The sequence below is a fragment of the Fulvivirga sp. AWR4_260 genome (assembly GCF_056158185.1).
On record NZ_JBSWSU010000015.1, the window covers coordinates 402,986 to 423,896 of the forward strand.

Consider the following 20,911-nt stretch of genomic DNA (forward strand, 5'->3'; position numbering starts at 1 on the left):
ATGCTAAATCACTCATCACTATCAAAGAAACAGCTATTTAGCCTCATTAAGTCAAATAAAATCTACTTTGCCGGAAATCAAAAATTGAAAATATATGGTATGCTTCATTGTAAATCAGGGAAACGGATGAAAGTTGAGAATAGGGTATTCTTTACATCTGAAAATGAAGCTATAGCGCAAGGTTATCGCCCTTGCGCACATTGTATGAGAGAATTTTACGAACTTTGGAAATATGGATCTGTTTAGCCCTCAACCCGATAAAAATACTAATTGGCTTCCTTATGAAGGTACGGTACATTACTATGGTCACGTGCTTAGCCAAGCGAAAGCAGATACCTACTTTAATATTTTGATGGACACCATTGCTTGGAAGAATGATGAGGCGGTAATTTTTGGTAAGAAAATTATTACTAAAAGAAAGGTAGCTTGGTATGGAGATCAGGCTTTTGAGTACACCTACTCCAATACCACAAAACATGCATTACCCTGGACACAGGAATTGTTGGCACTAAAGAATATTACAGAAAAAGCTACAGGAGAGACGTACAATTCATGCTTGCTTAACCTTTATCATAACGGAGAGGAAAGTATGGCTTGGCACAGTGATGGAGAAGAAGATTTGAAGAAGAATGGCTCCATAGGTTCGCTGAGTTTAGGGGCCGAACGCAAGTTTGCCTTTAAGCATAAACAAACCAAAGAAAAAGTAGAATTGGTGCTGGCGCATGGTAGTTTGTTGGAGATGACAGGCACTACACAAACGCACTGGCTTCACAGGCTGCCCCCCACCAAAAAAATAAAAAGGCCAAGAATTAACTTGACCTTTAGATGTATTGTGGAATAATGTTATTTCTTGGGTTGTTTTACTAAGTCTTTTTTATACTTTTCTACATCCCAAGAGATATTCCATTGGCTTACATAATCTTCTATGTTGTTAAGTCCCATGTTAGCTCTTCTTTCATTAACATGGTCAGGGGCCTCTAAAGGTATAATATAAAATCCTCCAGCTTCTTCATTTTGGGCTATCTGACTACCATATATTTGTTGTTTTCCTAGGTTTAAAGCAAACCTATCTTCTAACAGAGCTAAACTACTTAAGGAGGCATTGTCTTTGCTCTCAGCTTCTCTCATTATAGGCAAGTATTTTTGTTGAATCTCACTTGAATTACTAAAAATAAAGCTGGGTTCCCTCTTATGCCTATTTTAGTGTCTCCTAGCCATCCTTAGTCATCAATTATTTCACGAGATGCAGGTCCATACATCTTTCTCATTTCACTTTCCTGTAGTCGATATTTTTAATCTTCTTGATAGATAGAGTCTAGCTTATGTGACAGTGCTTTGTATATATTTTGATCTTTCTTTTTTTCAACGTTACGGTTGCATGCTACTAGAGAGAAGATAAATGATATTAAAATAACGATGGCTTTACTTAAAGTAGGTATTGGTGAGATTCAATAAATTAAATTAAGGCAGGAAATAAGATAATATTTATTGTCATAGGTTTCTTTTTTAATGCGATGAAGTCTTTTTGTTTAATTGGATTATTTCTATAGCCCTAGGGATAATAAATGTCGTTTTTAGCCCTGTCGTTTTTTTGTCAGTCTTTGTCGTTTTTGTAACATTCATAGGTTAATCATTCCACTATACTTGTAACATCAAATAAGGCTGAAAGCATAAAATGCATGGCTTCATTAGTAAAAGTGTTAAATGTTTGAAGAACCTACATTGGCAGTAGTTTGATGGGATGGGGAATCATCAGACTCAGCTTTTTGATTTTTAGGTTTTCATGGCAAGTCAAATTTCATTTGGCTTGCCTACATTTTTTTAGCCTGTAGTAATTGATATCAATTAAATGGTTTTCTATTCTTCATCTTCCGATAGAAAAAGTGCTTCGTTTTCCGTATCGTGAAAAAATCATATTCCTATTGTTTCATATTTGTCCTTGTAGTTCATTCTTTTAACATCACCTTGTGAAGGTCAGGCTCAAAATAGCCATTACACTGATTAATGTGTTTGGCTTATGGGAAGCACCTCAGCTGATAAAATTCTGTAACGCTTTTTACTTTTTGAACTTCTTTCGTGTGGCTCGTTTAAAGGTGAAGCAAAATTGACTTTTGCTTCACTGTAGTTTATGTCTTCAATGATTTTATTTGAAATAAATTCCATTTTTTAAATCATCTATTAAAGAAGGTGCTGTAGGAGTCCAGCCCAATGCTTGCTGCGTGGCTTCGCTAGATGCCGGGTTATTAATAGTAGCGAAATGTGCGAACGAACCGTAATATTTTTCAGCCTCGTCAGCATTAATTGATTTGGTATCTATTTTTAGCTTATTGGCTATAATATTAGCTATTTCGTGAAAAGGCACTTGCTGGTCTGCCACGGCATGATAGCGAGTGCCCGGAATAGATATTTTTTCTAATGCCAAGCGAAATGCCTTAGCAGCATCTAACCTATGAACTGCCGGCCACACATTTTGTCCTCCATCTATAATAGGTAATATGTTTTGTTGCTTCGCAATGCTGATCAAAATAGGAATAAATCCGTGAGCATCACCTTCTCCATGTACAGAAGGAGGTAATCTTAATGCAGCTACTTTTACTCCCTTTGCGGCAACATAATTTACGGCTTCTTCAGTAGCTGTTCTTGGAATGTGTTTGTTTTCGGCTTTGTCTTTTTCAGTAACCATACTTTCTTTTGCGGCTACGGCTGTGCCTGAAGTTACTATAAACGGTTTTTCCGTTCCTTCCAGTACTTCGCCCATGGCTTTGATGGCTTCTTTGTCTATTTGGCAAACTTCAGCAAAGCGTGTAAAGTCATGAATAAAGCCTAAATGTATAACGCCATCGGCAATTGTGGCTCCTTTTTTTAATGAGTCCGTATCGGTTAAGTCTCCGCTAAGCGCTTCGGCTCCTAATTGTTTTATCTTTTCTGCAGATGCCTCTGACCTTGACAACCCTACCACCTGATGTCCTGCGGCTACTAGCTCTTTTACTACTGCTGTACCAATGAAGCCTGTAGCTCCTGTAACAAAAACTTTCATAACTATTATTATTTGTTTCGTTACAAATTTCAGTGACCTCAATGCCTTTGATGTATTCAAAACACCTTTGGTTGTAGTCAAAAGGGAAGCATTTGCACCTATACCTAATTCATTTCTGGTTATCATAAAACTAGGTTAAGTTTTGTCATTTTTTTCAATAGTTAATTTGTGTCATCTAATCAAAACACAGTGATTATGGAAAAGAAACAAGCGGTGGAGGAGATGATACAGCAGTATATGAAGGCATGGAATACTCAAGGAATGGGAGTGATTACTCAAGTATTGAGTACTTGCTGGGCTGAAGGAGGCACCTATGTAGATGTTGTTAACCCTCTAACAAAAGGAGTAGATGAGCTGGCAGCTCTTATTAATTATTCGTATGAGGTAATGCCCGGTCGAGCGTTTATCTGTATTTCTAAAATAGAATATAAAAATGGTGTAGGTCGATTTTTCTGGCAAAGGATTCTGCCCGATGAGGAGGTATTGTATGGCATGGATTATTTCGAGTATACAGCAGCTTTTAAGCTCACCAAAATTGTAGGTTTTTTTAATGCCTTGTGAAATTATAGATGATAAATATTGAATTATGGAAATCAACACATTAAATACCGATGCACTAGACAAAGCTGCTGCCCTTTTACCTAAAAACACACCAATAGTGATGGTAAACTTTGTTAAGTTCAATGACCAAGCTCAATATGTTAATGATCAGGTTTTTGAGCCTTGTTCTGGCAGAGAGGCATATTATTACCGTTATGCTCCTGCTTTTAATCAATTGGCGGCTGATTTAAAGATTGAAGGAGTGAAGGTGAGGTATGTTGGAGCTATAAAGGCAGGTTTGGCTATAGCTGACGGTGAAGATTGGGATGAAATAGTATTGGTAGATTATCCTTCTTTCGAAGATTTTAGGAGAATATTGGAAAGCACGGCTTATATTAATGAAACCGAGCTACATAGAAAAGCTGCACAACAAAATTGGCGGCTCTGGGCTACGGTTAAACCTTAATATTAATTGAGATATGTATGATCAAATTATGGCCAGTTTTGCCATGCACATAAGTTTGTCTGAAGAGGAACAGCAGCATATTCAAGCCATGCTGGAAGTGCGTGAGCTAAGGAAAAATGAAGCTCTTCTTAGCGCTGGCCATATTTGTAAAGCGATCTATTTTGTAAACAGAGGTTGTCTGCGCACCTACCATATTGATGATCATGGCAACGAACATACACTTTCTTTTAGTCCTGAAAACTGGTGGGGAGTAGATGTAGTTAGTTTTTCTAGTCAGACTAGGGCTATTTTTTCTATTGAAGCCACAGAAGATAGTGAAGTGGTGAAACTCACTAAAAATAAGCTTGATATTTTATACAAAGAGGTGCCTAAGTTAGAGCGTTTTTTTAGAATCCTTACAGAAAATGGTTATCGCCTTTACCAAAATAGAAATATAGCTAATGTATCCCTTACAGCAGAAGAACGATACCTTTTATTTAAGGAGCAATATCCGCATTTAGAGCATAGAATAGCTCAAAAGGACTTGGCTTCATATTTAGGTATTACACCAGTTTACCTAAGCAGATTGCGTAAACGTATGATTCGTTGAGTTTTAAGATACGAATAGGCAGTTGCTCACTACCTATTCGTAATAATTCCTTACCAAGGAATTTCGCCACCTTCGGGGTTAGTTTCTTCACAAAAGAATTTTCCAGAAGGACCAGATTGATCAATTAATGCATATTTCACTATTCTTTTGGCAGCTTCCATTACACTGCCGCCCCTGTTTCCTGTAAAATCAGTACTTGTAAAGCCAGGGCTTACGGCATTTACTTTTATAGTAGTGTCTTTAAGTTCATAGGCTAATACTACGGTGTACATATTCAATGCAGCCTTAGAAGATAAGTAAACGGCCCCTTTTACATCATAATATTTATAAGTAGGATCACTATGTAACGTGATTGAACCTTGGCTTGAGCTCACATTCACTATTCTTGGCTCATTAGCATTCTTGAGTAAATCCAGAAATGCTTGTGTCACACGAATGGTGCCGTATACATTGGTGTTATATACACTTTCGTAAACTGATATTTTGGTATCAGTGGCAGTTTGAGGAACGAAATTGCCTTCCTCGTCAAATTCTGCTCCGCTAATCCCTGCATTGTTTATCAGTGCATCTAACTTTTGAGTTTGTTGGCCTACGATTTTGCGAGCTTCCTTTACGGACATTTCATCAGTAACATCAAGTTGAAGTACCTTAATGTTGTGAAAACCCTCACTTTTAAGTTGTGCTGCCGCCTTTTCTCCATTAATTTGATTTCTACTGGCCAAATAAACGTAATAACCATTTTGCAATAACTGCCTTGCTGCTTCGAATCCAATTCCTTTATTGGCCCCTGTTATTAATACTGATTTCATTCTTGTGTTATTTATTTTAAACACTACAAAGTTTGAGGATGGAACTATGAAATCATTTGACATAAAGCAAAAAGCAACCTAACGGATGTTTTTTCTTATTCTGCTTAAAGTTGATTGTGTAATCCCGAGATAAGATGCCAAGTAAGACAATGGAATGCGGTTGGCTACTTGCGGATATTGTTCTAAGAAAGTTAAATAACGAGAGGTCGCATCTTTTTCAACAAGAGGGGCTTTCCTCTCTAATTTTTCGATGAGTCCCTTTTTAATGATTTGGTTGACAATACTATCCCATTCAAGAATAGTACGAGATAGGCTGAACCAGTCAGTTCTTGAAAATGCAATTAATTCACAATCGGTAACGGCTTGCACATATTCTGATGACTCTGTGTTGGCTTCGAAATTTTTGATATCTACGGCCAAATGCCCTTCATCAATAAAATATCGAGTAAACTCATTACCTTGATTATCATAATAACAAACCCTTAAAATCCCCTCTTTAGTGAAAACAACATGTTTCGGAACTTTACCTGCTTCAGTAGAGTATTCCTCTTTCTTAAGAAATAGAGGTTTTGCTTTTTGCTTTATAAGTTCAATTTGCTGCGTATTCAAATTCCCAAATTGCAAAAGGTAGTTTATTAGCTCGTTCATTCGGTAAAATTAAAAATGAATAAAGGGTTATTTTTTGACAAATAACAAAAGCTTTTAAATAAAACTTTCTCTATAAGCTTTAGGAGTCCTTTGTGTTTTCTTTTTAAATAGTTTATTGAAGGATTGTGGGTGTTCTATATTTGATGAATATAGTGGAATAGGTTAAAAATTAATTATATTTTATTTATTTTGTATCTATTAGGTGTTTTTTTTAATATAGTGTCATGAGAAAGTTATATATATTCATTTTTGTCATATCTATTCTGTTAATGTTGGTGTCGGGTGTGATATTCATATATGCTTTATGGGAAAATTATACTCATATCGTATTATTCTGGTCGGGGTTGAATATGATTACTCCTGTGGGATTTATTTTTTATCCGACAGCAATAAGCACTTTCCTTTTATGCTTTTCTGTTATAATGCTCAATGACAGGAAATTTTCAAAGAGAGTTTGGCGCTTTTGTACTTTCTTCCTAGCAATTTGCTTCTTTATAATGTTAATGAAATTTTCTGATCAGGGGCTTACCTTGGTTTTTTCAATATTGGGATTTGTATTGCTTGTAGCTGGGATTCTTTCCTTTATTATTAAAGGGGATAGATGGGTTCACTTCGTTTTAATAGGGCTAATAATTGTGGTGTTTTTTACATCTTTAGCCGGAGGAATTCAGTTTTTAAGGGATTGGTATGAATTAGGAAAAGAGAGAATAATGTATGTTAAAGAAGATGATAATTCTCAGTATATTATTAAAAGTAAAAATGGAGTAAATTATAGCCTAATAAATGAGCTGGGCTTTGGTTTGAAATTACATAAAAATCTTTACGATAGGGTATTTGAGTATGGTGATAAGGTCGCTGTTGAAGATGGCCGCTGGCTTAAGAAAGTTACTAATTGTGATTTAATAATAAGAGACGGAGAGGTTCATGATTTTGAAAGTTGCTATAGTAGACAAGCAGATGAATTGGTAGGGACTAATGAGGTTAAAGAATTCGATGCTTCAAAGGAAGGTATGGATGATGCTGTAGAAGAGGAATACGTAGAGGAAGAGCAGGAAGATGTCTCCAATGATGATTTTAAGCTAATTAGCGAGGAAAGTAAAAGTTGGAAAGCAGGAACGGTTCCATCCAAAAAGGTGAGAGAAGATATTTTTAAATATTTACTATTAAATACTTATCAGTCATTTTTTACTGAGGATGATTATGCTGAACCTGATTTTCTTTCTCATTCCATTACTTTCAATGGGAGAAAATTGCTTCCAGTAATTAATGGTATATATGGATTTGTCATTTATGATGGTGCAAATAAAGCATTAACCAAATATAATGCTGATCGTAGAGAGGAAGCAGAAGGTGAATCAAGTGTTGGAGTGGTGTTTGAAACCGATATTTTTCAGGCTCTGATAGGAGAAAAAATATATAATGAGCCAACAGGTATTGTCCCTTTTCATAGTTATAACCCTGCGGCTATTGACTGGGTAACAGATTATATGATTCCTGATCCTGAAGATGAATTTGGCGACTATACATATCAGGATATATATAACAGTAAAGGATTGAGATATTTTCGTTTAATGATGCAAGTTTATTGGCTACTTGAGGCCAAAGATATCACTAATGAATTGTTCCACTATAAAGAGGCCATCGATAGAGGAGAGGATGGGGTAGATTACCTTGACACTCACTATTCATATTATTTTCCGCAATATATGATTAATGATGATTTTGCATACTTAACACCATCTGTTGCGGTAGGATATTGGTTAAGGCGAGCTTGGGATGGCTCCATTTCCTCGTTCTATAGATTTCATAAAAACGTATTGAGAAAATATGATCAGGACTGGTATAATATAAATAATTTACATGATGAAAGGCCTGTGTTTAAAGAAGGAGAGCAAGAAACTTCTGTGTATACTATTAAACAATTCGATCAAAAGTATTTTTATTGGGAGTTCTTTGAGAAGCAAAAAGGTATTAATATTAAAGAATTACCAGAGTTTTCAAATGGCGTTGAAATACTTAAATCAATGGGTACGGAGGTTGGGCCAGGGTTTAACCTGACAGATTTTTCAAAAACGGACAATGAGTTGTTAGGTCGAATATTAATTGGAGGACGAAATGTATTGATTATAAGAAGTAACGCGGGCATGGAAAGAGATTTAATAGGTCTTGTTTATGAAGATGATGAATTTACAGGTGAGTACATTTGGCTCTCTTTAATAGAAAGGTACAGTGAGCAAGAATATGAACTGTCTACTTATATTGATGAGGAAAATGGTGTTGCTATTCAAACAAAAGAAACCTCTGGGTGGGGGTACAATAGACCCACTACTCATGATTATGAAAAGTATAGATTTAATTTAGCAGAGTTTTACTATGAAGAATAATTGTATAAAATGTTTTTTGAACAAAAGCTTTTAAATAAAGCTTTCCCTATAGGCTTTTGGAGTCTTCTGTGTTTTCTTTTTAAATAGTTTATTGAAGGATTGTGGGTGTTCAAAACCTAGTTGATATGCTATTTCGGCTATCGATAAATTGCTGACAGTGAGGTATTCCTTTGCTTTTTCAATCAGCTTGTCATGGATATGTTGTTGAGTATTTCGGCCTGTTACGGACCTTAGCATATCGCTAAGGTAGTGGGTGGAAATATTAAGTTCTGTAGCGAGAAACTCCACAGTAGGCAACCCTTTGTGTAATGATTTGTCACTGTCAAAATAACTGTTCAACAGGTGCTCTATTTTTGTTAGGGTGTCATTATTGGCCACTTTTCTGGTAATAAACTGCCTTTCATAAAACCTGTTGCAGTAGGTAAGGAGTAGCTCTATTTGTGCTATTATAATATCCTGAGTATGATGATCTATATGTTGATATTCAGCATCAATTTTATGATAAATATCAACGATGTTATCTTCTTCTTTTGCAGATAAGTGCAATGCCTCATTTACTTCGTAGGAGAAGAAACCATATTTTTGGATGCGATGAGTCAATGGATGATCACCTAAGAAGTCGGGGTGAAAAATTAAAACATATCCAGTACCACACTGCTCTAACATATTTTGTACTTCTGTCATGTCTATGGACTGTACCTGACGAGGTGTGGTGAAACTCATTATGCCTTTATCGTAATCATAATATTTTTGACCATACTTTACCTTTCCTTTAATGCCTTTTTTTAAGCCAATGGTGTAAAAATCGGTGTAAAACCGATCCCAGATCGGGTTGGGCTGAAATTTCATGTCTTCTACTTTAAATATGCTCACCATGGGGTGAGCAGGTTCAGGTATAGACAGCAACTGGTGAAATTGCGATATGGAGCTAACCGTATTCATTGTAATAAAAGAATTAACGTACAGGTAATTAACAGAGTTAGTTAATTACCTGTAAAAATTAATAATCATTAAGTGCCATTCCGAAATCATCGTATGGATTTCCGGTGTCAGTGCCTAAAGGGACTATATTCTCTAAAGTTTGCAGGTCAGTCTCGGACAATGTTATTTCAGTAGATGCAATATTTTGTTCCACATATTTCACACGTTTTGTGCCTGGTATGGGCACTATATTTTTGGACATTATCCATGCTAATGCAAGCTGAGAGGATGTAATTTTCTTCTCTGAAGCCATTTTTTCGATGGCGTGAACCAGCGTTATGTTTTTATGAAAATGTTCTTCTTGAAATCTGGGCATATTTCTTCTGAAATCATCAGCTGGTATATCATCCATAGATTTAACCTGTCCAGAGAGGAAACCTCTACCTAATGGAGAGTAGGCTACAAAGCCTATTCCTAATTCTTTTAATGTTTTTAGTACACCTTGTGCTTCGGCAGTTCTTTCAAAAAGTGAGTATTCGCTTTGCACAGCTGTAATGGGGTGAATGGCATGTGCTTTCTTTATTGTCTGAGAAGATGCTTCTGAAAGACCGATGTATTTCACTTTTCCTTCTTTTACCAAGTTGCCCATGGCTTCTACGGTTTCTTCTATCGGAGTGTTTTTATCTACTCTATGGAGGTAATAAAGGTCTATGCAGTCGGTTTTGAGGTTTTTTAAAGACCTTTCTACTGATTTTTTAACATATTCCTTTTTTCCATTTATTGCCCAGGTCAGCTTACCTTGGTCATCTATTTCCCATCCAAATTTGGTGGCAATAATGTATTTATCACGATTTCCTTTTATAGCTTTACTAATCAGTTGCTCATTCAGAAAAGGTCCATAAAGGTCTGCCGTGTCAAGAAAATTGCCTCCCAATTCTAATGACCGGTGAATAGTGTTAATGGCTTCCTTTTCATCAGCTTTTCCATACATATCTGCATTGTCGAGCGTAGTCATTCCCATACATCCTAATCCTATTTTTGGAGTGATTAGCCCTTGACTTCCTAATTTAACTTTGTCCATTATATATTATTTTAACCTAAAATCATTTGTCCTAGCTCTTTTCTAAAAGCTTCATTGCCAAGCTGAAGCCTTCTTTGGTACATTTCGTTTGCATCTTTTCCTGCTACATACCGTACTTGATCTTTGTTGTCCGTTGCTGCTTCAAATACTACTTGTGCGATTTCTTCTGCACTGGAGGCCGATTGCATCAGATCATCAAAGGATGAAAACATTTTGTCATGAATTTCCTGGTATTCAGGCATTGAATTAGTATCGAGAGACCTACCAGAAAAATCTGTTGTTATTCCACCCGGGGCTACGGTTTTGATGGCTATACCTTGCTGTGCTAATTCGAAAGACATGCTTTCAGACCAGCCTTCTATTGCAAATTTTGTAGCATGATAAACCGAACTTAAAGGGAAAGAGAATAGGCCTCCTATAGAAGTGGTGGCGATAAATGTGCCGCTTCTATTTGACCTAAAATGAGGTATAAAGGCTTTTGTAACTCGTAAAACACCTAGGAGGTTGGTGTTCAGTTGCTTAGTAATTTGCTCATCAGTAAGAGCTTCTAATTCCCCCATTAGCCCATATCCAGCATTATTAAATACAACATCTATTTTCGCTGATTCGGTAGCCTTAGTTACGGCAGTTTCTATTTGTGATGGCTCAGTAACATCTAGGGGGAGGAGCGTTACATTTTCCAATAGATTTAATTCTTGCTCTTTTTCTGGTGAACGCATGGTGGCAATAACCTGCCAGCCTTTGCTTTGAAATAGCTTTGCAGTGGCCTTGCCTAGCCCTGAAGATGCTCCTGTTATGAATATTGTCTTTTGCATTGTGAGGTCTTTTTATTAGTACAATGCAAAATTTCTGAATAGACAGCACTAAGCTGTTTCCAAAATGAAGCTTAAAGTAGCCAAAATACTGAATTGAGAATTGAGGTATGGAAATGGTGGTTTACAAGATTTGTAAAGTATAGTTCAGCCAACTTTGGAAATATTTGGCCACTGTAAAGCTTGCTGCTATTAATATAATATTGATACATGCCCTAACTACCCATGAATAATTGGAGAAATTATGCTTTAATACCTTAGAGAGTAAAAGCATAATAGACATAATGAAAAACCAATAAGTAAATAGGAGTGAGGTCTGCGATTTCACAATTAGCGATATCAAATCATGGATAGCTCCGCACAAAATGAAAGTTACAATTAATGCCACAGGAGCAGGTATTATTCTTTTAATAGGCTTATATACTTTAGTGCCTAAATAATATCCAAATATAGGATTCCAATGCTGCCAAAACTTACTGAAGTTTTGCGCTCCTAGTGACCTGTAAAGGTTGTTGGAAAGAGATTTATGGCTTGCCGCAGGCTCTCCATTGCGCTTAAGAATATATTCAGATAACCTCATAAAGTTTAATGACTAGGGATGATATTTATTCTAATATATTAAATATCTGTTTTTATACCATATAAATGGGTAATGGCTCTACAGAAGCAGCTGCAGAGCCATTAGGAGCCTTATTTTGCTACTGTATTATTGTTGAAGATATAACGATATATTTTCAATTGATTATTTTCCTTTTTAAGGATAAAAACCTCTTTATTGTTGACATTTATTTCCTCTTCAGAATTCAAAATTTTGGTACTACCCGTTGAGTGAGTCTGTACTATGGTGAAGTTCTCGTCTTCCATTACATCATCAATAACATAATTTACCTTTAGTTGAAACGAGGTAAATAATCTCAGGTAAGCGTCTTTAAGTTGCGATGTAGCGGGTGCTCCTTGTGGCATGAGTAGTCCGTTTTTAGCAAATAGCTGAGCTATAGCCGAGGCATCTGAGTTGTTTAATGCTACTTTATAATTGTTAATAATTTTAGCAGTTGCTGTATTGTAGATCATTTTCGTATTTATTTTAACTGTAATGATCTGTGCACAAATCTTAGTATAGTTTTAAAACATGACAAAGGTGAAGCTTTAAGTCTATTGGCACCCTTAAACTAGTTTAAGAAATTACCTTTGTTGAGCCAGTTTATTTCTGATCTTGCTAAGAAATTCAGGTGTAATGCCCAAGTAGCTGGCTATTTGAGTATTAGGAAGTCGATTAGCTAGTTGCCGATGCTCAGATATAAATTGTAAGTATTTCTCTTCAGCATTGGTGGACAAATGGCTGAGCATTCGATTTTGTAGCGTTATATACTGGTTTTCTATAATTACCCTGAAATCAATATTTAGTTTTTTGTATTTACTGAAAAGAGCAACCAAGCCTGGCTTGTCTAGTTGTAGTAAAGTGGAGTTTTCTAAGGCTTCAATATTTAGCTGGCTAGGCTTGTTGGTATGAAAGCTACTAATGTCCATAATCCAATCATTTTCGCTGGCAAATTGAAGGTTGTGTGCAGTGGCCTGTTCATCTATGGCATACATTTTCAATAAACCTTTTGCTACGAATGTATAATGATCGCATACCTTGTTTTGATGTAAAATGATTTCTTTTTTCTTGACCTTTTTCTCTTTAAAATACTGGCTAATGTCTGATCTTTCTATTGATGTTAGCGGTATTATTTTATCGAAGTAGGTTAAAAGAAGTTCTTTGCTCACGTATTGTCAGGAAATATTTGCTGTAGACTAAGCTAATACCTAATGATAAGAAATGAAAAAAATAGTGCCGAGAGCATGCATCTCGTTTGATGCTGGCTCTGCTCCCGGACTTGATTTCGTGTGACGTCATTTTGTTGTCATTGCGAAGCTACCACATGTATATTTATTTATAACATCATGTGTATTAAACCTATATTATTAATCTGACCGATGATTTAATCTTAAGTTTTTAATACCTAAACCATTCAGCAATACTCACCCTGTTTAGCTAAATGCTTTTTGCCATTTTTTAGAGAGTAAAATCATGATAAAGTTGAAAAACTTAAATGATAAATAGTATAATTTTTCTTTGCTCTATAAAGAAGAGGTTCTTAGTTTAGCATCAATCAATCCTAAACATAAGTATTTCTATAGCCTATAGAATTATAGGGGTATATAAGCTCTGACTTGTAATTTTTTATTTTTTTATTGAAACAGATAATGCTGTTCATTTTCAGCTGTTTACGCACTTTTAATGGGTGCTTAAATACTTGTAATTTTTTAATTTAATCGGGCTGTATTATAATTATTTCAATCTGATTAAGAGCGTTAATTATTGGGTGCCAACAGTTTAAGCAAGAGCTGCTGACATTCTTTTATGATAAAACCTTATTACTTTAATGAATCAATTTGACAAAAGCAAAATCATCACCTTTGAGCCAGGCTCTGCTAGCTCTATTCAGGAGGCACTCAATACATATCAGGAACTACTTAACACTAAACAGGCCTTTAGAAGCTCTACTTTTGATGTTGAATTTAAGGCTAAAACCGAAGATGGAGAAAGGCGCCTACAAACCAGTGACCCTAAAAACAGAGAGGTTTTAAAAGAGGCTTTATCTTATGGAAACGAAGATTTCTATACTGAAATTAAGATTGCAGAAGGTAAAGAGATCTATCTCTCCGAACCTATATTTTTTGCCTTAGCACTGGAGCATGAAGAAATCCTGCCTGACGTAGTAAAAACAGCAGAAGCCATGGTGGCCGCCATCCGCAGGGTTAATGATACGGACGCGGTATGGGTAGATGACATGCGTGTGTTTGGCGCAGAAGCCTTATTTATGTTAGCTGTTCAGCATCCTGAATATGCTTACCTGCTCGGATCATACTTTATACCGTACTGGGATCTGGAGCATGCCACCGGTTATGAAGATTATTTATTCTCCTTATTAAAAAAATATGGCTGGACCAGAGACCTGATTAAAGCTTTCATATGGTGTGATAATGACCACTTCAGACATCATATGCTTGAACCCTATGAAGTTTTCATGGATTCCGACATAAAACCTAATCCTGCTTTGGGAGATTTCTTAAAGGAAAACCCAGAAGAATACGCCTGGTTTAAGCAAGCAATAAAAGAGCGCTTTGAAGCCCAACCGATGCTTTGCTACTCAGAAAATACAGTGATTGAAGAGGAAAATCCGGTACTTAGTCTATATATCTCTCTTTTCTCGCTTAACCGCAACAACGAGTACTATGGTGAAGATGAAGACCAAAGCCCCATTTTACAACAGCACTTCATTACAGACACGCTGGAAAACGAAGCGATGGACCTGCAATTGGAGATCAAAAAGGCCATTAATGGCCCTTTAATGAAGTATGATGAGCGCACTCAGGTAGATATAGACAGAGAAAATTTTTACAACAGAGATGTATACCGAGGTGATGGCACCAGAGATCTTAAAGAGTTTATTTTAGCCTTACCTAATGGTAAAGAAATATGGGATTACATTGAAAAAGGTGATAATGTAGAGATCCTTAGCCAAATCCCTAAGACGAATATGGTAGCCATAGCTGAGCAACACGCGCTCAACTTCTATTATCAAATAACCTATTCCGCTTTTCCTCCTTTCGGCCCTGCGCAAATCAACGAAGAACTTTATAACATTCTCTCTAATGTTATATTCGATTTGGATATACAGGAAGAAGATGATGATGAAGACGTTCGGGAATCTGGCAATGGCTTGATTTTGACAATGACCGTTACCCCGGGTTCTGATGGTGAAAAATCTACTAAAAAAGATAAAAACGAAAAGTTCCTTCGCGTTCTCGATGTGTTTTACAGATTAATGGGTGTAAAAGAGATATCCAGTGAAATGCGAAATATCATAGCTGATGAAGAGGACTACCATATCATTTCTGAAGAGGATTTTTACAAGCGTTATAGTAAAAAAGCACCCAAGAAAAAGGTATGGAAGCTTTCTGAAGACGCCTTTGCTCCCTCCAGTGAAGAGATAGATCATGACGCATTTAACATGGTGAACCGCATCTTAGAAAAAGGTGGCCGTGCAATGTATGACAGCTCTAACTGGAAGTCTGACTCACTCAGCACACAAACACTAGCTGCCTATCTGCTCAATAAAGACAGAGAGGCTATGGTTTTTGATGAATATTCTCAAAATCTGGTAACCCTAATAGGAAAAGGCCCCTGGGAAAGCGCACTTAAAAAGCTAAAAAAACAGATAGACAAAAAGGCAATTTCTGATGAAGAATGGGAACTGATAGCGGACTACTTCACCACTCCTATGATGCCAAAGGCTGATCAGGACACCATCCTGGACTTATTAAAAAAGTACCTGTACCGTGAAGAGTGCTACAGAGGCAGCATTACGCTGAACAAGTATTCAGAACACCAACCTAGTTATGCTTTATTCTTCTATAAAGATGCCTACCAGCATGTACTATTATGCTGCTATTGGATGAGATTCTTCCCGCCACCATTAAGAATACAGGCTGACAGAATATGGAAACTGATGGTAGCACTGGCTCCTCAAAGGGTCATCAGGCTCGTTACTAAAATCTATTCTAGTGATTATTCTACCACCAGAATAGAAGATCATACTCAAGAGGAGCGCATATTTGATGAATTAGAAAAGGCAAAGGTTCCAAGAGAACAGGTGGCTGCTTTCCAAATGTCTCAGGCCCAAGACACTCACGCTATTTCTGAGCCATGTGTGGCAGATAAATACCTCTTCTGGCTAGACTTATATGATGAAATAGATGAGGAAAACCCAGGCATGATTGGCGCCTACCGTAAAAACCTGGCTATATCGTTAGACAAAGGCCTTTCTTATATAAACGAGAGTTCTAAAATCAGGTATTACCGTGACCTGGCCTTAAGAAACCCTCGTTTCCCTTTTTCTCAGGATCATGACTTGCTCCGCGCCTTAAAAATATTTGTAGAGTTTAATGCTAAAGAAGAAGCTGTAGATGCAGAAGCTCTTGCCAACCAAATCATGCAATACATGAATGGTGAACTGGATTATGCCGTAGTTTCAAAGGCCTTTGAGGAAAAAATTGATGAGAGAGATTGGCAAACAGAGCCTTCAGAAAGGATAAGCCAGTATTCTTTGGCGTCCTTCATCTGGTGGATTGAAAAAGAAAGACAAGACCGACTGGTCACTTTATTAGTAAACCATAGTGCCGATGGATATTCCATTCTGGACTATGAACTATTCCCAGCTTATATGCACCAGCTGGTAAGAGAGGAAGAACTCGACATGGAGGAAATGCTCTATTTATCTCCTGACCAATACGGTGATGAGATAGATGAATACAAAACTGGCATGAGAAAAATGCTCATAGACAAGGTAAACAAGCTGGACATCAATCTCGAAAACTGGATTGCATTCCTCCTTAGAGAAGAAGAAAACGATGAATATAATGAGGTGATTATATCATTAGCCAAAGAAGGGAAAATAGCTCCATTCCTAGAAAAGACAGGACTAAAACACAGGATGCAATTGGTTACCACACTGGCTGAAGCGGGTGAAAAAGCCCTATTAAAAGATTTTGAAAATGACCCTTCAAGAAAAATAAGGGACATGGTAAAACACTATAACTAATACATAAATGGCTTTTGAAGAAAAGACTCCTAAATACATCATTCATTATTCTCCCAATGACGTCACTTCTATTAGAGACGGGCTCACCACTTATGGTGAGCTGGTAGAATCAGAAAAAGCATTTAGTTCAGACTATTGTGTGGCGGCTTTTAAACCAGAAGTAGAGGCCATCCCTTTAAGCTTTTTTAAAGATCATCCGGTGATTACGAAGTTTCTGGAAGAGGCTATATACCCTTGCGAAGAGGAAGAAAAAGAAGATCTGACGAAGAATACGCTTACAGAAACCTTGTTTTTCGCTTGTGCTTTAATGTACCCTGAGCTGGAAGAAGACATAAAGAAAACCTGCGAAAAATTCGTTGATTACTCCAGACTCATTAACGATTCCGCTAACATGTGGATTACCGTAGAGGCTCCATTCGCTATTTCTCCACTCAAGCTTACAGCCAATGTATACCCTAAGTACGGGTATCTTATGGCAGGCTTCCTTATTCCTTACTGGGATGATGAGCACATGATGGAGCCACTATTTGAGTTAGACAACTGGGCCAGGCCACTAGGCATTACTGAAGATACACTCAAGGCATTCTGTTATTGTGACAATAGCATGGCTCGGTCATACATGCTAGGATATGATGTTTATAATGGACAAGTTCCAGAAGACGCCATTGGCAGTCATTTCGATCTCATTAGTTTCTTTAGAGAAAAAGAAAGCAACTATCAGCTTTTTAAAGATTTGCTAGTTGAGCGTTTCCAAAATCAGTCGTTCTTACAACATACTGATGACATCAGGTACGTCATTACCAACCCCATAGAGCATATGGTGCAGGAAATGATGATGCTGCATTATCCTTATGACTCCTGGGATGATGATTTTGACATAGATGAATATCTAACACAAAAGCTGGTAAATAAATCTGCCGAGGAAGAGATCGCGGAGCTCAAAGCTTATGTAGAAGAACGACTAGGCAAACCGATTGTATCCGCATCAGAGCCTCCGCAAGCAGGCAGACAAGGCAAGAAGGAAGTTTCAAAACCTGAACAGCCACTTACCAAATGGGAAACCTTCATTAAAAAAGGTTTTGCTTATGGAGAGCCTTTATGGTCTTATATAGAAGAAGGCACAGATCCTTCGATCTTAAAAGCCATTAAGCATAGAGACATTTTTCAACGCGCAGAAGAGGCTAGCTTTGACATTTTCGAAGATTTTGAAGAAGTAGGTTATTCTCTAAGCAGCATGTGGACTGATCTGGAATTTCTATTCAATCCACTTATAAAGCGTTACAAAAAATGGTGCTCTCAAAATGGCATTGAAGCAGAAGAGTGTCATGCTATTCTGCTTAGGTTAATAGAGGTGATTTTCCATCTTAATGGCAAAGCACCATTTCCTCCTACAGTTAAAGATTGTCTTGTTTTCGATCGAAAAATTTGTAGCAAAGAAGAATACGAAACCAGATATGCTACAGATTGGCTAGTTGAATTAGAAACCAAGCTTAACTCATTTGTTAGCCGTAAGAGTACGGTTACTCAAGAATTTCTGCACGAATTCTATAAGTTGATTAGAGACAACCGCATAGAGGCCAATGAGAAATTGCCTGAAACGCTGTTCGTAGCTCCTTCACCCTTCAATGAAGATGATGATGACAACTATACTTTTGCACAGCAATATGGTACTGAAGAAGTATCAGTAATAGCTGCCTATATCATACACCGTGAATCTGAAAATGCAGAAAGCACCAATATGGTAAGTGCAGCTGCTGATTACCTCAATAAGTATGCAGTAGATGCTATTATAAGTGACTTATATCATGACACTGAGTTCCCTCAGCAGTATATCATAGATATGCTACAGTCTGATCAGCCTAACACGCTCACCGAAAGTCACAAAAAGGAAGCGCGAGCACTTATCCCTGTTATGAACGCCTTTTCTGATTATGTTAAAACAGGTGTTTACATTCAAAATGGCAAAAAGTTATCATTAAAGGCAAGTGAAAAAGCGGCTTTTGAATCCATAAAGAAGCACCTGAAATATGATGATCATGAGATTTCGGGAAAACAAAAAAACATAGATTGGCTGAGAAACTTCTCTGACAAAACGCAAAAGCTACTTTATACAGCCCACATTGGAGCGCAACATGAAGAGTTAGCGTGTACTGATGCCTTAGGCAGATTGCTAAAACTAGCCTTTCATCTGGCCCCGGTAAGGGTGGTTAACTTGTTATCTAAAGCTTATAAAACAGATGAATATCGCCTCGATCATTCGGGCAATATGCTGAATATGCTAGAGCTATTTACTCCACAAGGGCTTCCTGATGCTGGCTATTGGGGCTATTTAATAGATGAGTATGCTGGTGATGCTGACCCTAACAGAAATGATCATTATAAACTTTTGCTCACCGAATGGGTAGATAGGAAAAAACCTGCCCCTAGTAATCACTTTCTGGCCTCTACCATTCAAGAACAACGCAAAGCTCTTGATGAAGGAGTACAACTTCTTCCCAGAGACACACAGCTCAAAGTGCTCAATGATGCAGCAAGAGCATTTCCTGAAGATGATTTTACCAGAAACTATGACAACCTTCTGACCGACCTTATCTCAAGGGAACTCAAAAAGGAATTTGTGGTAGAGCACCCTGCTATTTACTTTAAAAACAGGCTTCAATCTGAGAACATTTATTTTGAGTATATAGAATGGGATAAATGGGGAGAACACCCGGGTTTGGTCAGCAAAATCCTTAACGAAATAGAGGTGAGCAAGCCTGAGCACCTGGCAGATGAAAACCATGCTGAACAGGTAATCAACCTAAAAGAATGGGGACATCTTGTTTTACAAAGACAAGGTGACAAGCTCGTTCCTGTGTATGGAAAAGACTTATTATGGCTTATCCAAAAAGGTTTTAATGCAGAAAACACACATCAGGCGCGTACTAAACTGATCATAATAGACACAACTTGTCCACAAGCCAACTATGAGGAACTGATTGAGTTTTCAAACTTAGACTTTTCTGCACATGTGCTTAGGCAAGCCTTGGGTTATTTGATGGGATTTGCACCCCAGGAGCAGGCGGAAAAATTCATCAGGCACGGTATCAATAACTATTGGTTCCTCAATGGGATGAAAAATTATTACGACATAACTATTTCTGAGCTGATCCTTAAAATCAAATTTCAGCTGCAAGCATCTACCTTGCGTTTGCTCGGCATGATATCCTATAAGCACCTGCAAATGCATCTAGACATTCAGGATAGTGCCTATTTTGATATGCTAATGAACCTGAACGTAGATAGAAAGGCTATTTTCAAAAAACTGGTTAGTGAAAATAACATCTCGTTCATTAACAATCTGGCAAAAAGAACTGACATCAGGTCTTATGTATTAGAAGAGAAAATAGCCACGCAGTTACCTCTACTTTCGTCATTGGTGCACCTGCCTGGTTATCATGCTTTTATACTGAGCCTTGCCAACAGCGAATCCCTAAAACTTAAGGATCATGTGCAGATGCTTATAGAAAGATATAAGCTCAAGCCTGATGCTAACACAAAATTCCACATAGTAGACTATGGTGTGTATATGATGGGCGGCAACACTGATCCTGAAAGTGGCTCGGCCAATAAAACCGCTCGTGAGCCTGAGTGCACTAACCAAACTACGGAAATTAAAGCGGAAGTAGGCATGTACTTTGGATTCCGATTTACAGCTACTGACCCTGAAAATGCGCCAAAAGTACTGGTGCATGATGTTAAGGTGAGCCATCCGGTTATGGATCCTGAAACCAAAGAAATTAAAACGCAGACCTCTGGCTGGCAACAAAATGGCTATAGCAATTCGAATATTTTCTTAGGCTGGTTCTTTGAAACCGAGGAGGAAATAATACCTGGAAAATATGAGTTTTCTGCCTATGATACAGACGGACGACTTTTAGCGGAGAAGGCTTTTTTTGTTAAATGATATTGCTGAATCTAAATTTCTCTCGGTACA

The 20,911-nt window shown here is 37.3% G+C and carries 18 protein-coding genes; 8 read left to right on the top strand and 10 right to left on the bottom strand.

Going from position 1 to position 20,911, the window contains the following annotated elements; translation table 11 throughout:
* On the top strand, positions 1–246 hold the full coding sequence (locus ACXACQ_RS08255; RefSeq protein WP_474975457.1) for an Ada metal-binding domain-containing protein: 246 nt from the start codon (positions 1–3) through the stop codon (positions 244–246).
* Positions 233–841 carry an alpha-ketoglutarate-dependent dioxygenase AlkB family protein gene (locus ACXACQ_RS08260; protein ID WP_474975458.1) on the top strand — a complete coding sequence of 203 codons (609 nt, stop codon included), beginning with the start codon at positions 233–235 and terminating at the stop codon, positions 839–841. Before ACXACQ_RS08255 ends, ACXACQ_RS08260 begins: the two co-directional genes overlap by 14 nt.
* A 2-nt stretch (positions 842–843) precedes the next feature.
* Here the strand turns inward: ACXACQ_RS08260 and ACXACQ_RS08265 are convergent, their stop codons facing one another.
* Positions 844–1,173 (bottom strand): DUF6624 domain-containing protein, encoded by a 330-nt coding sequence (locus ACXACQ_RS08265; protein WP_474978466.1) that lies wholly within the window; start codon positions 1,171–1,173, stop codon positions 844–846.
* A 970-nt stretch (positions 1,174–2,143) separates the two neighbouring features.
* The gene (locus ACXACQ_RS08270) at positions 2,144–3,163 is read right to left on the bottom strand and encodes an SDR family oxidoreductase (RefSeq protein ID WP_474975459.1); all 1,020 of its coding nucleotides are present in this window, start codon (positions 3,161–3,163) and stop codon (positions 2,144–2,146) included.
* 69 nt (positions 3,164–3,232) lie between these two features.
* Between ACXACQ_RS08270 and ACXACQ_RS08275 the strand changes: the two genes are divergently transcribed.
* Genes ACXACQ_RS08275 through ACXACQ_RS08285 form a run of 3 tightly spaced genes read left to right on the top strand, consistent with a single transcriptional unit; the run spans position 3,233 to position 4,632 of the window.
* The gene (locus ACXACQ_RS08275; RefSeq protein WP_474975460.1) at positions 3,233–3,598 is read left to right on the top strand and encodes a hypothetical protein; all 366 of its coding nucleotides are present in this window, start codon (positions 3,233–3,235) and stop codon (positions 3,596–3,598) included.
* 25 nt (positions 3,599–3,623) lie between these two features.
* Positions 3,624–4,043, top strand: coding sequence for a hypothetical protein (locus ACXACQ_RS08280; RefSeq protein WP_474975461.1), 420 nt, complete (start codon positions 3,624–3,626; stop codon positions 4,041–4,043).
* Between the two features lie 13 nt (positions 4,044–4,056).
* The gene (locus tag ACXACQ_RS08285) at positions 4,057–4,632 is read left to right on the top strand and encodes a Crp/Fnr family transcriptional regulator (protein WP_474975462.1); all 576 of its coding nucleotides are present in this window, start codon (positions 4,057–4,059) and stop codon (positions 4,630–4,632) included.
* A gap of 50 nt (positions 4,633–4,682) precedes the next feature.
* On the opposite strand, the gene ACXACQ_RS08290 is transcribed toward ACXACQ_RS08285, so the two are convergent.
* Together ACXACQ_RS08290 and ACXACQ_RS08295 are read right to left on the bottom strand one after the other, a co-directional pair.
* Positions 4,683–5,441 carry an SDR family NAD(P)-dependent oxidoreductase gene (locus tag ACXACQ_RS08290; RefSeq protein WP_474975463.1) on the bottom strand — a complete coding sequence of 253 codons (759 nt, stop codon included), beginning with the start codon at positions 5,439–5,441 and terminating at the stop codon, positions 4,683–4,685.
* A gap of 78 nt (positions 5,442–5,519) precedes the next feature.
* Entirely contained in the window at positions 5,520–6,089 is a 570-nt protein-coding gene (locus tag ACXACQ_RS08295; protein WP_474975464.1) for a Crp/Fnr family transcriptional regulator, read from the bottom strand.
* Between the two features lie 503 nt (positions 6,090–6,592).
* Here ACXACQ_RS08295 and ACXACQ_RS08300 point away from each other — a divergent pair.
* Complete coding sequence (locus ACXACQ_RS08300; RefSeq protein ID WP_474975465.1) at positions 6,593–8,473, top strand: hypothetical protein; 1,881 nt, start codon at positions 6,593–6,595, stop codon at positions 8,471–8,473.
* Between the two features lie 30 nt (positions 8,474–8,503).
* Here ACXACQ_RS08300 and ACXACQ_RS08305 read toward each other — a convergent pair whose 3' ends face one another.
* From ACXACQ_RS08305 to ACXACQ_RS08330, 6 genes are all read right to left on the bottom strand, one after another.
* The gene (locus tag ACXACQ_RS08305) at positions 8,504–9,415 is read right to left on the bottom strand and encodes a helix-turn-helix domain-containing protein (protein WP_474975466.1); all 912 of its coding nucleotides are present in this window, start codon (positions 9,413–9,415) and stop codon (positions 8,504–8,506) included.
* A gap of 58 nt (positions 9,416–9,473) precedes the next feature.
* Positions 9,474–10,475 (bottom strand): aldo/keto reductase, encoded by a 1,002-nt coding sequence (locus ACXACQ_RS08310; protein ID WP_474975467.1) that lies wholly within the window; start codon positions 10,473–10,475, stop codon positions 9,474–9,476.
* Positions 10,476–10,486: 11 nt separating this feature from the next.
* A complete protein-coding gene (locus ACXACQ_RS08315) occupies positions 10,487–11,290 on the bottom strand; it encodes an SDR family oxidoreductase (protein ID WP_474975468.1) in 804 nt (267 codons plus the stop codon).
* 121 nt (positions 11,291–11,411) lie between these two features.
* Complete coding sequence (locus tag ACXACQ_RS08320) at positions 11,412–11,867, bottom strand: acyltransferase (protein ID WP_474975469.1); 456 nt, start codon at positions 11,865–11,867, stop codon at positions 11,412–11,414.
* Between the two features lie 110 nt (positions 11,868–11,977).
* Positions 11,978–12,358: a Cif family virulence factor gene (locus ACXACQ_RS08325; protein WP_474975470.1), complete on the bottom strand. Its 381-nt coding sequence runs from the start codon at positions 12,356–12,358 to the stop codon at positions 11,978–11,980.
* Between the two features lie 111 nt (positions 12,359–12,469).
* A complete protein-coding gene (locus ACXACQ_RS08330; RefSeq protein WP_474975471.1) occupies positions 12,470–13,054 on the bottom strand; it encodes a Crp/Fnr family transcriptional regulator in 585 nt (194 codons plus the stop codon).
* A gap of 659 nt (positions 13,055–13,713) precedes the next feature.
* On the opposite strand from ACXACQ_RS08330, the gene ACXACQ_RS08335 reads away from it, so the two are divergent.
* Complete coding sequence (locus tag ACXACQ_RS08335) at positions 13,714–16,935, top strand: hypothetical protein (RefSeq protein ID WP_474975472.1); 3,222 nt, start codon at positions 13,714–13,716, stop codon at positions 16,933–16,935.
* Between the two features lie 7 nt (positions 16,936–16,942).
* A complete protein-coding gene (locus tag ACXACQ_RS08340) occupies positions 16,943–20,881 on the top strand; it encodes a DUF3859 domain-containing protein (RefSeq protein WP_474975473.1) in 3,939 nt (1,312 codons plus the stop codon).
* Positions 20,882–20,911 lie beyond the last annotated feature (30 nt).